Source organism: Pseudomonas sp. Leaf434, from assembly GCF_001425545.1.
Taxonomy (GTDB): Bacteria; Pseudomonadota; Gammaproteobacteria; order Pseudomonadales; family Pseudomonadaceae; genus Aquipseudomonas; species Aquipseudomonas siliginis.
In genome coordinates this window covers 26,827-39,810 of the sequence record NZ_LMQZ01000013.1, presented here as the reverse complement: position 1 = coordinate 39,810, position 12,984 = coordinate 26,827, and the positions used below count along the sequence as shown (strand labels likewise).

Here is a 12,984-nt window from a genome sequence, read left to right as displayed (position 1 = left end):
TTCATTCTTCCACCCGCACTTCGCGGAACATGCCCGTTTCCATGTGATAAAGCAGATGACAGTGATAGGCCCAGCGGCCGAGGGCGTCGGCGGTGACGCGATAGCTGCGGCGGCTGCCGGGCGGCATGTCGATGGTGTGTTTGCGCACCTGAAAGTTGCCGTTTTCGTCTTCCAGATCGCTCCACATCCCGTGAAGGTGGATCGGGTGGGTCATCATGGTGTCGTTGACCAGCACCAGGCGGATGCGCTCGCCGTATTTCAGCCGTAAAGGCTCGGCATCGGAGAATTTGATGCCGTTGAACGACCAGGCGAATTTCTCCATGTGGCCGGTCAGGTGCAGCTCTATCGTGCGGCCCGGATCGCGGCCGTCCGGGTCCTCGAAGGTGCTGCGCAGGTCGGCGTAGGTCAGCACTCGGCGGCCGTTGTTGCGCAGGCCAAGGCCCGGATCGTCAAGCTTTGGCGCGGTGATCATGGCCTGCATGTCCACCAGCGGATTGTTGTTTTCACTGTCGGGATGGGCTTGCATCGGGCCCATGCTGGAGTGATCCATGGCGCTCATGTCCATGCTGCCGTGATCCATGCCGCCCATGCCCATGTCGTCCATGCTCACCAACGGACGCGGATCCAGCGCCGGCACTGCTGCCGACATGCCGGCGCGTGTGGCGAGAGTGCCACGGGCGTAGCCAGTGCGATCCATCGCTTGAGCGAAGAGGGTATAGGCCTCGCTTTCAGGTTCGACGATCACGTCATAGGTCTCGGCCACTGCGATACGCAGTTCATCGACGCTGACCGGTTTGACGTACAGGCCATCGGCAGCCACCACCGTCATCTTCAGTCCCGGAATGCGCACATCGAAATAGGTCATGGCCGAGCCGTTGATCAGGCGCAGGCGCAGTTTTTCGCCGGGACGGAACAGCCAGGTGAAGTTGTCATCGGGGGCCTGGCCGTTGATCAAAAAGGTATACGTGGCGCCACTGACGTCGGCAATGTCGGTGGGATTCATGTTCATTTGCGCCCACATCTTGCGATCGGCGACCGTGGCGCCCCAGCCTTTTTCACTGACATCGTCGATAAAATCGCCGACGGTGCGTTTGTGGAAGTTGTAGTAGTCGGACTGTTTTTTCAGGGTCTTAATCAGGCTGGCCGGGTCTTCGTCGGTCCAGTCGCTGAGCATCACCACGTAGTCGCGATCGTACTGGAACGGCTCCGGCTCTTTGGCCTCAATGACCAGCGGCCCGTAGACGCCGGCCTGCTCCTGTAAGCCGGAATGGCTGTGATACCAGTAGGTGCCGTGCTGCCGGACCTTGAATTGGTAGACATACACGCCGCCCGGTTCAATGCCGTGGAAGCTCAGGCCCGGTACGCCGTCCATGTTCGCCGGCAGGAGAATGCCGTGCCAGTGAATCGAGGTGTCAGCCGTGAGCCGGTTTCGCACCCGCAGCGTCACGGTATCGCCTTCGCGCCAGCGCAACAGCGGGCCGGGCAGGCTGCCGTTGATGGTCATCGCTGTGCGTGCGGAACCCGTGAAATTGACCGGAGTTTCGCCGATGAACAACTCGAATTCGTTGCCGCTCAGTTCGTTGAGGGGGGCGGCGCCGTTCAGCGCCCAGACCGGTGTACGCCACAGCCCGAGGCCTGCGAGCACGCTGCCAGCGGCCAGGCCTTTGACAAAGGTACGTCTTGTTGGAGTGGAAGGCATGCGCTGGAAATCCCCGTCTGACTCATGACAGAGAGACTAGCCAGCCCCAGCTTTCAGTTGGCTGAGGCAAACATTACAGTTTTGTCAGTTGACTCGGACGGGTTACAGCCCCAGCCCTTGCTGCACCACTTGCAGCAGATTGTTTTCCGTCAGCGCAATCGCATCCAGCTCCTGGCCGGTCTCGATAGTCTGCAACCACCAGTGACTCTCGCCATGCTCGTCGACCGTGCGCAGCAGCGACTGATCGCGCCCCGGCACCTTGATCTCGACACGTCCGCAACCATCCTCGGTAAACCGCGCAATCGGATCGAACATCAAACTGTGATGGTTGGCTTCGATCACCAACTGGTCTATGGCGTAGTCGTGGCTTTCACCATCCGGCGAACTTTCGCAAACGTGCGTAGGATTTCGCCGAATCTTCAGTCCTACTTCGGTGACTGGTTGCAGCCAGCCCTCAATGCGGTGGTACAAGTCGTACACCTGAGCAGGCCAGCAATCGATTTCCAGCGCCGCATCAGCCTGGGTGTGCCGTGTCTGCTTGAGTCTGGCGGCGAGTTCGTCTGCTTTACTCATGTCGGTTCCCTTGTTGGATGTCTGCCTGTTCAGCGTAGACCTTTGCACGGCGCAGGGCCTTGCCTTGCGTCATGCGCTTGCAATACAAGCGTGTCGAAATCAGCACTGGCCAGGTCTGGCCAACAACGAAAACCACGGACGCAGGCGTCCCAAGGAACGGGTTAATGAAAAAGCTGTTTACAATTCTGGCGCTGATCGCGCTGACGGCCGGTAGCATCGGCACGAGTTCGGCGCGTCAGCCGGCATCGATGAAAGCGCAGGCCGAATCGGTGGCGGGGGTGTTCGACTACTACCTGCTGGCGCTGTCCTGGTCGCCGACCTTTTGTCTGACGCACAAGGACGATGCGCAGTGCACCGGCAAGGGTTACGGTTTTGTCCTGCACGGTTTGTGGCCGCAATACGCCAAGGGCGGCTGGCCGCAATCCTGCCCGCCGCTGACCAGGCTATCGGCGGCAGAAACCAGCAAGGGCCTGACGATGTACCCGACGAAAAAACTCCTCGATCACGAATGGTCCAAGCACGGCACTTGCAGTGGTCTGGGCGCGGTGGGCTATCTGGACAAGTCAGATCAGGCCCTCGGCGCGGTGAAGATTCCGCAGGCGTTACAGCCGTTCGGCTCGACGTCGTACTACTTCGAAGCGCAAGAGATTGTCGATCTGTTTCGCAAGGCCAATCCGGGTATTCCCGAGGATGGAATTGCGGTGATTTGCAGCGGCCCGCAGCTGTCGGAAGTGCGGGTGTGCATGGACAAGGATTTGCAGTTCGGCGCGTGTGGCAAAGGGGTGAAGACGCAGTGTCGGGCGGGGGATATTCGGGTGCCGCCGGTACGGTGAGCCATCCGTAATGAGCCAGGAAAAACAGGCGCTCCCGTGAGCGCCTGTTTTTTTGGTCTGAGGATTTTGAAATGTGAATATGAATACGAACCACGCTACTACTCAAACACCATGAACATCCCCACCGCCGACCTGCTCCGCGAAATCAACAAACCCGAATAAGGATCCCCGGGGGATTCAGGCAAATCCCCCCGCATCCACCCCCAATTCCCCACGCAAAAACTCCACCAGCCCCCGCTGCAACCCACTCAATACCCCCTCGCGGCTGACCAGCGCCAGTTCCGTCGGCGCCAACTCCGGCAGATCCCTACACACCTCATGCTCTGGCAATAGCGCCGAAACCGGCAAAACCGAAATCCCTAACCCAGACGCTACCGCCGCTTGAATCCCGGTCAGGCTGTGGCTGCCGAACGCCACTCGCCATGGTCGCTGCGCCACATCGAGCAGGCGAATCGCCCGTTGTCGGTACAGGCAGCCCTGCGGAAACAGTGCCAGCGGCAGCACACAGCTGGAGGTGTCGAATTCGGTGCCTTTGACCCATACCAGTCGTTCCGGCCAGGTAGCCCATGCCGGGCCGCTGTCGGGTTCGCGTTTGATCAGGGCAATGTCGATGTCGCCGGCGTCGAGGCGTTGGCGCAGGTCGAGGCTCATGCCGCTGATGGTTTCCAGGCGCGCCTGCGGATGGTTGCGGGTGAAGCCGGCGAGGATCAGGGCCATGCGCCGGGCGTCGAAGTCTTCCGGCATGCCGATGCGCAGCACTTCCAGGTCGACGTCACTGGCCAGCGCTTGCGTGGCTTCGGCGGACAGCGCCAGCAACCGGCGCGCATAGTGGATCAGCAGTTCGCCGTGCTCAGTGAGAGCGACGTTCACTCCGGTGCGGTCGCGCAGGAGTAGCGGGTGGCCGACCAGATCTTCGAGTTTGCGCACCTGCTGGCTGACCGTCGATTGCGTGCGGTGCACACGTTCGGCTGCGCGGGTGAAGCTGCCTTCGTCGACTACGCAGACAAAGGTTTTCAGCAATTCCAGATCCAGCATGACGGCGTTCCTGATAGTGGATTTGCGAATGACGATGGCGTGTTTATTTAATTTCACACTATCACTGCGCGCTCATAAGCTGAAGTCCTCACTCTGGAGGATTGACCGATGACCTTGAACAACACGCCACGCCCGCACTGGCTGACCTTCGATTGCTACGGCACGCTGATTCAGTGGGATGAAGGCCTGAAAGCCGTGGTCGAAAAAATGCTCAGCGACAAGGGCGAGCACGCCGTCGACGCCACTAAGTTGATCGAAGTCTACGACCGTCACGAGCACCGTCTCGAACAAACGCCGCCGCACCGTTCCTTTCGCGAACTCAGCACCCTCGGCCTGCAACTGGCGCTGGCAGAACTGGGCTTGCCGAGCCAGTCCGAGGACAGTCAGCGTCTGGCGGCGGCCATCCCGAACATGCCGCCATTTGCCGAAGTGGTCGACACCCTCGCGCAGCTCAAAGCCATGGGCTTCAAGCTGTGCATTGTCTCCAACACTGACGACGACATCATCGCCGGTAACGTCGCGCAACTCGGCGGCCATATCGACCGGGTGATCACCGCGCAACAGGCCGGTGCCTACAAACCGGCGCCGCGCCTGTTCGACTACGCTCATGAGCAATTGGGCGTGACCCGGGATGAAGTGGTGCACATCTGCGCCAGCCCCATGCTCGATCACACGGCGGCGCGGGACATGGGTTTTCGATGCGTGTGGATCGATCGCGGCACCGGGCGCCAGTTGTTGCCCGACTATCGCCCCGACGCGATCCTGTCCAGCCTCGATCAAGTGCTGCCGCTGTTCAAATCCCTCGGCTGGACCTAAGGAGGATTGCCATGGCTCATATCTTGAGCGGCACTGGCAAAGCCAGACCAACCGCGACGCTGAACCTGGAAACCGAAGCGATCATCACCGCCCGCAACGAACTCGCTGCGTGCTTTCAACTGGCCGCATTGCATGGTCTGGAGGAGGGCATCTGCAATCATTTTTCGGCGATGCTGCCGGGGCATGATGATCTGTTTCTGGTCAATCCATACGGCTACGCTTTTTCGGAAGTGACCGCGCAGAATCTGCTGGTCTGCGACTTCGCTGGCAACGTGGTCGATGGCGAAGGCGAGCCCGAAGCGACCGCGTTCTACATCCACGCGCGCCTGCACAAGCAACTGCCACGAGTAAAAGTCGCGTTCCACACGCACATGCCGCACGCCACCGCGTTGTGCCTATTGCAAGGCCCGCCGCTGCTGTGGCTGGGGCAGACTGCGCTGAAGTTTTACGGGCGCACAGCGGTGGACGAGGATTACAACGGCCTCGCGCTGGACGCATCTGAAGGCGACCGCATCGCCAGCGTCATGGGCGATGCCGACATTCTCTTTCTGAAAAACCACGGTGTGATTGTCGCTGCGCCGAGCATTGCCGAAGCCTGGGACGATCTGTATTACCTGGAACGCGCCGCGCAGGTGCAACTGCTGGCACTGGCCACTCAGCGCGAATTGAAACCGGTGCCCCATGCGATTGCGCAGCGCGCCTATGAACAAATGCGTGAAGGCGATGCGCAAAGTGCCCGCGCGCACCTGACCAGCGCGATGCGGCGGCTGGCCCTGCACAACTGATTAACCGTAAAGAAGCAATCGTAAATAAATCGACGAAAAGCGATCATCCAAACTCGCGACGCGCCGATAACTGGGCGGGAGGCGGGCGTTTGCCCGGTACATCCCGGTGGGCTACGCTCACAAATACAAGGGTTTCGGGCTCGCGCCCCTGTCGTACCTGCCCAGGACATGCTTTTGCCAATCCCCATTCACGATCCGCATCAGGCTCCCGGCACGCTCAAACGGTTGCCGCTTCGCAAAGCGGCGGTGCTGTTTATCGTTGCGGTGAGCCTGTGCCTGTGCGGTCTGCTGTACCTGCAATTGGAGCAGTCGCGGCGTCAGGATCTGGCGGTGGCGAAGATGGCCTCGGGCAACCTGACCCGGGCCATGGCGCAGCAGGCCGAAGACACTGTGCGTGCAGCGGATCTGGTGATGACCAGCCTGGTCGACTGGATTCAGGACGATGGTTATGGAGCGGCGCAGCGACCTCGGTTGCAACGGATCTTTACCCGTCGCGCGCAGCAACTGGATCAGCTGCATGGCATCTTTCTCTTCGATCGCGAAGGGCAGTGGATCATCACCTCGTTCGCCGATCTGCCTCGTGGCAACGGCGTGGCCGATCGCGAGTATTTCAAGTTCCATCAGCAGAATGCGTCGACCGTTGCGCACATCGGCCCGGCGATTCGCAGCCGCGAAAACGGCGAATGGATCATTCCGATTTCCAGACGCGTCAACGACCAGCTCGGCAACTTTCAGGGCGTGCTGATGGCGGGCATCCGCATGTCCTACTTTGATCAGTTCTTCAAAAGCTTCAGCCTCGATGACAGCGGCATCATGTTTCTGGCGCTGACCGACGGCACCTTGCTGGCGCGACGGCCCTTTGATGAGTCGTTGATCAATACCTCGGTGGCCCACGGCGAGATCTATCAAACCCTGCTGCCGAACGCTAACGCTGGCACCGCGATGCTCAATTCAGTGGTAGACGGCGTGACCCGCTTGTATGGCTATCGCCAGCTCGCCTCGTATCCGCTGGTGGTCTCTGCGGCGACGTCGCAAGACACGATTCTGCAGGGCTGGTATGACCGCGCCTTTCAGTCCAGCGTGATTGTCGCGCTGGTGATTCTCGGGGTTGGCCTGTTCGGCTGGGTATTCATTCATCAGGTGCGCGACGGCGAGCGTATCGAGAAAAACCTGCGCAAGGCGCAACTGGCGCTGGAGCAGATCGCCACCCACGACAGCCTCACGGGACTTGCCAATCGGCGCCTGTTCGAGCGCTCGCTGGACATCGAGTTTGCTCGTGGCGCGCGCCAGGTCAGCCCGGTCAGCCTGATCATGCTCGATATCGATTTCTTCAAGCGCTACAACGACGCTTATGGTCATGTCGCCGGCGATCAATGCCTGGCGCAGGTGGCGCAAGTGGTGAAGGCCTGCTGCCAGCGCAAGTCGGATCTGGCGGTGCGTTACGGCGGCGAAGAATTTGCCGTGCTGCTGCCGGACACCGACATCAACGGCGCGCTGGCGATAGCCGGGCAGATTCGCCGCAGCGTGATCGACAAGCACATCATCCACAGCGGCTCGCCGACCGGTTATCTCACCGTGAGCCTGGGCTGTTATGCGTTTATTCCGCATGGCAACGACAGCCCGCAAGTGTTTATCCAGCGCGCGGACGCGGCGTTGTATCAGGCGAAAAATGCCGGACGCAATCGCGCGGCGGTGTATGCGCCGGAAGAAGGTTTTGCCGAACTGATGCGGTCGGATCGCTGATTCTTTCAATCAACAGAAATCAGAAGTGGGAGCGAGCCTGCTCGCGAATCGGTGTGTCAGCTTGCATCAAGGTTGGCTGACAGACCGCTTTCGCGAGCAGGTTCGCTCCCACATTGGGTCCTGATGTAAGCAGGACTATCTGGGATGGCTCTTGTTCGTTCAGCTGCCCGTGCCACCGCCCGCACCACCCGTGCCGCCGCCGGCCGAACCGGTCCCGCCACCCGCGCCGGAACCCGAACCGCTGGCGCCGCCATTGGTGCCCGTTCCAGTGCCCATGCCCGAACCAGTTCCTGTTCCTGTCCCGGTTCCTGTGCCAGTTCCGTTATTGGTTCCACCCGAATTGCTGTCAACGGAAGGCGAGCCCGGCGTGCTGTCTGGCGGCATGGTCGAGCTGCTGGCGCCGCCGGACTTGGTGCCCGTCGCATCGGTGCTGTCATTGGCAGCGAAGCTGGCGGCGGATGCCGTGGCGAGCAGGCCGGCCAACAATAACGAAGTGAATTTGCGCGTCATCATGGTACGTCTCCTGATAAAGGGGATTACCTGATATTGGTCTTGCGCACTGAAACCTTGGTGCCCGTCGAGTGACGAGCGGTCAGTCGCCGCGCCAAGTGGCCTACCGTTCTTCTGCAATATTGGCTATTTGCCGAACCACCCCCGGGGACTAACGTAGCCACACATTCAATCGCTACCCCGGAGCCCACCATGCAACCTCGTGCCGATTTCTACACCGCTTCCCCCGATGCCATGAAAGCGATGATGGCGCTGGAAAATGCCGTCTCGAAACTGTCGCTGGAAAAGAGCCTGCTCGAACTGGTCAAGCTGCGCTCTTCACAGATCAACGGCTGCGCATTCTGCATCGACATGCACACCGCCGACGCGATCAAGGACGGCGAAACCCCACGCCGCCTGTTCGCCGTGACAGCATGGCGGGAAGCGCCGTTCTTCAGCGAGCGTGAACGTGCCGCACTGCTGTGGACCGAGTCGCTGACGCAACTGAGCCTGACCCACGCGCCGGACGAAGACTATGAAGTCGTCGCTGCGCAGTTTTCGCCGAAGGAACTGGTTGACCTGACGGTGGCGATCAACACCATCAACGGCTGGAATCGCCTGGCAGTGGGCTTCCGCAAACTGCCGCAGGCCTGAGACATTCACGCTTTTACCTTGTGGGAGCGAGCCTGCTCGCGAAGGCGACGTGTCAGTCACCATCATCGTTGCTGACATACCGCATTCGCGAGAAGGCTCGCTCCCACAGGGTCCTATTCAATGCCCATCGGAGCTCGGCGTCGTCGGTGCTTGTACCTTGCGCATCAAGAACACCATCACAGCGTGCATTGCTTTGTATTAATACGAAGCATTACTATTCACGCCCCTTTCTCACCACGCCGCCCACCCCCATGCGCTCCCGCAGATCCGGCTTTTTCGAGCATTACGAAGAGTTGATCGGCACCTGGACTCGTCGCCTGCGCAATCGCTCGCAGGCCGAGGATCTGGCGCACGACACCTTTGTGCGGGTGCTTGAGGCGGATTCGGCGGCGGTGCAGCAGCCGCGTGCGTATTTGCATCAGACCGCACGCAATATCGCCGTTGACGGTTATCGGCGGGAGGAACGGCGGGGCGCCCTGGAGTCGGAGGCGGTCGAGGACAGTGCGTCGTCGGCGGGCGATCCGGAGCATTACATGCACGCGATCCAGTTGGCCGATTCCATCGAACGCGCGCTCACCGAGCTGCCGCTCAACTGCCGCAAGATCTTTGTCTGGCAGAAGATCGAAGGCCTGACGCAGGCAGAAATCGCCGAACGCCTGGGGCTGTCCAAGAACATGGTCGAAAAGTATATGATCCGCATCCTGCGCCATCTGCGTGAGCGGCTGGATGGCTTGCAGTCATGATGACGTGTGACGTCGAAAAGATCGCAGCCTTCGGCAGCTCCTACAGGGGGCGTGCCTGGTCTCAACCTCAGCCGGACAGAATATTCCATGATGGAGACGAGAGATTGCGCCTGTGGGCAAGCGGCGGTGCGTGATGAGGCGGCGGCATGGTTCGTGCGATTGCAGGAGCCGAATGTCAGCGTCGAGCAACGGCAGCGCTTCGACGCCTGGCTGAACGCGCATCCGCAGCACCGTGAAGAATTCCAGTTGCTGCAAGGATTGTGGGCGGCGGCTGATCTGCTGCCGACGTCGCGTCTGCAGGCGCTTGCCGAAACTCCGCCAGCTCGCCGCCAACGTCGGCCGATGCTGCGTTATGCCGTCGCCGCGAGTGTTCTGGCCGTGGCGCTGGGGCTTGGCCTGTTCAGCGGGCTGAATCATCCGGGCGGTTACCGCGCTGAATTCGCCACGGCGCCGGGCGAGCGCAAGCATGTGGCGTTGCCGGACGGTTCTGTAATCGATCTGAACAGTCGCAGCCGCTTGCAGGTGCGTTATGAGCAGGATCGACGGGTTATCGAATTGAGCGCGGGCGAGGCGATGTTCAGCGTTGAACACGACGCCTCGCGTCCGTTTATTGTCGAAGCCGGCAGCGGCAGGGTCACGGTCACCGGTACGCGTTTCGATGTGCGCCGCGATGCCACGCAAACCCGCGTGGCGGTGGAGCAGGGCACGGTGAAGGTGCAGGGAAGTGCTGCCCCGGACAACGAGTTCATCAACCTCACCGCAGGCCTCGGCACTGCGGTCGATGCCCAAGGCCAAGTGCTGCCGGCTTACGCGGTCAACCCGGCGGAACTGACCGCATGGCGCAACGGCAAACTGGTATTCAACAACGCCAGCCTCAGCGAAGTAGCGGTGGAAGTATCGCGCTATCGCGACAAACCGCTGACCGTAACCCAGCCGAATGTGGCCAGCCTGCGCCTGACCAGCGTGTTCAAATCCGACGACACCGACGCCTTGCTCAAAGCCTTGCCGAGCATCCTGCCGGTGACGGTGCGCACCCTTGCCGATGGCAGTCAGGAAATAATTTCCAGATAGCATTCAGGTTTTTTCCCCGTTCATCGTCTTCCTGTTCAACTGCAACTGGTTTGCATTAACAGCCGCACACTCTTGCGATCCACAGGACTCCGTACGACGTGAACATCACAACCCACAATAAAAAATCCCCTTGGTTGCCACTGGCCTTGGCGCTCGCGGTCAGTGCCGCGATGCCGTTGGCGTTTGCCGCTGAAGCCATTCATATCCGCGCGCAACCGCTGGGCCAGGCCTTGAGCGAACTGGGCCAGCAAACCTCGCTGCAGGTGTTTTTCAGCCCCGAGCTGGTGGCCGGCAAACAGGCGCCAGCGGTCGACGGTGACCTTTCGCCAGAGCAGGCTTTGCGTCAGCTGTTGCAGGGCAGCGGTCTCGATTACCAAATCAATGAAGGCTCGGTGACGCTCGCCCCGGCCGCCACTTCCGCAGCCAGCAACGGCCCGCTGGAACTGGGTGTGACCGACATCAAAGTGGTCGGCGACTGGCTCGGTGACGCGGACGCTGCGGTGGTGCAGAACCACCCCGGCGCACGCACGGTGATTCGCCGCGAAGCGATGGTCGAGCAGGGCGCGATGAACGTCAGCGACGTGCTCAAGCGCGTGCCTGGCGTGCAGGTGCAGGACTCCAACGGCACCGGCGGCAGTGATATTTCCCTTAACGTCGGCGTGCGCGGTCTGACTTCGCGCCTGTCGCCACGCTCGACTGTTTTGATCGATGGCGTACCAGCGGCGTTCGCGCCTTACGGCCAGCCGCAACTGTCGATGGCGCCGATTTCCTCGGGCAATCTCGACAGCATCGACGTCGTGCGCGGCGCCGGTTCCGTGCGCTACGGGCCGCAGAACGTCGGCGGCGTGATCAACTTCGTGACCCGCGCGATTCCGGAGAAAACCACCGGCGAAATCGGCACCACCCTGGAAACCACGCAGTACGGCGGCTGGAAACACATCGACACCGCATTTCTTGGCGGCACCGCCGACAACGGCATGGGCGTCGCGCTGCTGTACTCCGGCGTCAACGGTCACGGTTATCGCGAGCGCAACAACGGCAATGACATCGACGACGTGCTGCTCAAGACGCATTGGGCGCCGACCGATAAGGACGATTTCAGCCTCAACTTCCACTACTACGACGCCAGTGCCGACATGCCGGGTGGCCTGACGCAGCGTCAGTACGACGACAAACCGTACGAATCGGTGCGTGATTACGACCAGTTCACAGGCCGGCGCAAAGACGTGTCGTTCAAGTGGATCCGCCAGATCGACGAGCGCACCCAGGCAGAAATTCTCACCTATTACACCGACAGCTTTCGCGGCAGTACCATCGCCGCGCGCGATCAGCGCACCCTCAGCTCGTACCCGCGTTCCTATTACACCCTGGGCATCGAGCCGCGCGTGTCGCGGGTGTTCGATGTCGGCCCGACCACTCAGGAAGTCAGCGTCGGTTATCGCTATCTGAAAGAGGCCATGCACGAAGAATCGAGTCGTCTGGCGCTGGTCAACAATCAGCCAGTGGTCACGCCGACTTCCGACGGCCATGTGTTCCAGGATCGCACCGGTGGCACCGAGGCCAATTCGGTGTATGTCGACAACAAGATCGACGTCGGCAACTGGACAATCACCCCGGGCATTCGCTTCGAACACATCAGCACCGATTGGCATGATCGCGCCGTGCTCGACACCGCTGGCCGCCCGGTCCCGGAGAAAAACCGCAGCATCGAAAGCAACGAACCGCTGCCAGCGCTGAGCGTGATGTATCACCTGTCCGATGCCTGGAAGCTGTTCGCCAACTACGAAACTTCGTTTGGCAGCCTGCAGTATTTCCAGCTCGGCCAGGGCGGTTCGGGTGACAGCACCGCCAACGGGCTGGAGCCGGAAAAGGCCAAGACCTACGAGATCGGCACGCGCTACAACGATGATGTGTGGGGCGGCGAGGTGACGCTGTTCTACATCGATTTCGATGACGAGCTGCAATACATCAGCAACGACGTCGGCTGGACCAACCTCGGCGCGACCAAGCACCAGGGCATTGAAGCCTCGGTGCATTACGACATGGCTGCACTCGACCCGCGCCTCGATGGCCTGACCGCCAACGCCGGGCTCACCTACACCCGCGCCACTTATGAAGGCGAGATCCCCGGCTTCAAGGGCCGCGATCTGCCGTTCTATTCGCGGCAGGTTGCGACAGTCGGTTTGCGTTACGACATCAACCGCTGGACCTGGAACATCGACGGCTTTGCCCAATCGAAACAGCGTTCGCCGGGCACCGGTGTGAATGCGGATGGCAGCTTCAATGGCAACTACATCACCGAAGGCACAGCAGACGGGCAGTACGGCGACATCCCGGGTTACGTGACCTGGAACGTGCGCGGCGGTTATGACTTTGGTCCGCAGGTGTCGAACCTGAAGCTCGGCGCCGGGGTGAAGAACGTCTTCGACAAGCAATACTTCACCCGCTCCAGCGACAACAACTCGGGGATGTATGTCGGCGCACCGCGCACGTTCTTCGTGCAGGCCAGCGTCGGCTTCTAAGGCTTGATCGTTCCCACGCTC

The 12,984-nt window shown here is 60.9% G+C and carries 12 protein-coding genes; 8 read left to right on the top strand and 4 right to left on the bottom strand.

The features are described from left to right. Position 1: 1 nt before the first annotated feature. Together ASG55_RS25070 and ASG55_RS25065 are read right to left on the bottom strand one after the other, a co-directional pair. Positions 2 to 1,699, bottom strand: coding sequence for a copper resistance system multicopper oxidase (locus ASG55_RS25070; protein ID WP_056791414.1), 1,698 nt, complete (start codon positions 1,697 to 1,699; stop codon positions 2 to 4). Positions 1,700 to 1,801: 102 nt separating this feature from the next. Then, complete coding sequence (locus ASG55_RS25065) at positions 1,802 to 2,272, bottom strand: hypothetical protein (RefSeq protein WP_041477268.1); 471 nt, start codon at positions 2,270 to 2,272, stop codon at positions 1,802 to 1,804. A gap of 164 nt (positions 2,273 to 2,436) precedes the next feature. Here ASG55_RS25065 and ASG55_RS25060 point away from each other — a divergent pair, with 164 nt between their 5' ends. Further along, positions 2,437 to 3,105, top strand: coding sequence for a ribonuclease T2 family protein (locus tag ASG55_RS25060; RefSeq protein WP_056791411.1), 669 nt, complete (start codon positions 2,437 to 2,439; stop codon positions 3,103 to 3,105). A gap of 177 nt (positions 3,106 to 3,282) precedes the next feature. On the opposite strand, the gene ASG55_RS25055 is transcribed toward ASG55_RS25060, so the two are convergent. Further along, positions 3,283 to 4,140, bottom strand: a complete 858-nt coding sequence (locus ASG55_RS25055) for a LysR family transcriptional regulator (RefSeq protein ID WP_056791408.1) — start codon at positions 4,138 to 4,140, stop codon at positions 3,283 to 3,285. 108 nt (positions 4,141 to 4,248) lie between these two features. Here ASG55_RS25055 and ASG55_RS25050 point away from each other — a divergent pair, with 108 nt between their 5' ends. The 3 genes from ASG55_RS25050 to ASG55_RS25040 all read left to right on the top strand — a co-directional run bounded on the left by ASG55_RS25050 (position 4,249) and on the right by ASG55_RS25040 (position 7,484). Further along, entirely contained in the window at positions 4,249 to 4,956 is a 708-nt protein-coding gene (locus ASG55_RS25050; RefSeq protein WP_056791404.1) for a haloacid dehalogenase type II, read from the top strand. An 11-nt stretch (positions 4,957 to 4,967) separates the two neighbouring features. Further along, positions 4,968 to 5,741 carry an aldolase gene (locus ASG55_RS25045; protein WP_056791401.1) on the top strand — a complete coding sequence of 258 codons (774 nt, stop codon included), beginning with the start codon at positions 4,968 to 4,970 and terminating at the stop codon, positions 5,739 to 5,741. 174 nt (positions 5,742 to 5,915) lie between these two features. Further along, the gene (locus ASG55_RS25040) at positions 5,916 to 7,484 is read left to right on the top strand and encodes a sensor domain-containing diguanylate cyclase (protein ID WP_056791557.1); all 1,569 of its coding nucleotides are present in this window, start codon (positions 5,916 to 5,918) and stop codon (positions 7,482 to 7,484) included. 159 nt (positions 7,485 to 7,643) lie between these two features. Here ASG55_RS25040 and ASG55_RS25035 read toward each other — a convergent pair whose 3' ends face one another. Beyond that, entirely contained in the window at positions 7,644 to 7,997 is a 354-nt protein-coding gene (locus tag ASG55_RS25035) for a hypothetical protein (RefSeq protein WP_041477257.1), read from the bottom strand. 189 nt (positions 7,998 to 8,186) lie between these two features. On the opposite strand from ASG55_RS25035, the gene ASG55_RS25030 reads away from it, so the two are divergent. The 4 genes from ASG55_RS25030 to ASG55_RS25015 all read left to right on the top strand — a co-directional run bounded on the left by ASG55_RS25030 (position 8,187) and on the right by ASG55_RS25015 (position 12,963). Continuing rightward, a complete protein-coding gene (locus tag ASG55_RS25030; RefSeq protein ID WP_016775423.1) occupies positions 8,187 to 8,627 on the top strand; it encodes a carboxymuconolactone decarboxylase family protein in 441 nt (146 codons plus the stop codon). Positions 8,628 to 8,878: 251 nt separating this feature from the next. Continuing rightward, positions 8,879 to 9,370 (top strand): sigma-70 family RNA polymerase sigma factor, encoded by a 492-nt coding sequence (locus tag ASG55_RS25025; protein WP_056791398.1) that lies wholly within the window; start codon positions 8,879 to 8,881, stop codon positions 9,368 to 9,370. An 87-nt stretch (positions 9,371 to 9,457) separates the two neighbouring features. Beyond that, positions 9,458 to 10,441, top strand: coding sequence for a FecR family protein (locus tag ASG55_RS25020; protein WP_056791395.1), 984 nt, complete (start codon positions 9,458 to 9,460; stop codon positions 10,439 to 10,441). Positions 10,442 to 10,539: 98 nt separating this feature from the next. Further along, entirely contained in the window at positions 10,540 to 12,963 is a 2,424-nt protein-coding gene (locus tag ASG55_RS25015) for a TonB-dependent siderophore receptor (RefSeq protein WP_056791392.1), read from the top strand. Positions 12,964 to 12,984 lie beyond the last annotated feature (21 nt).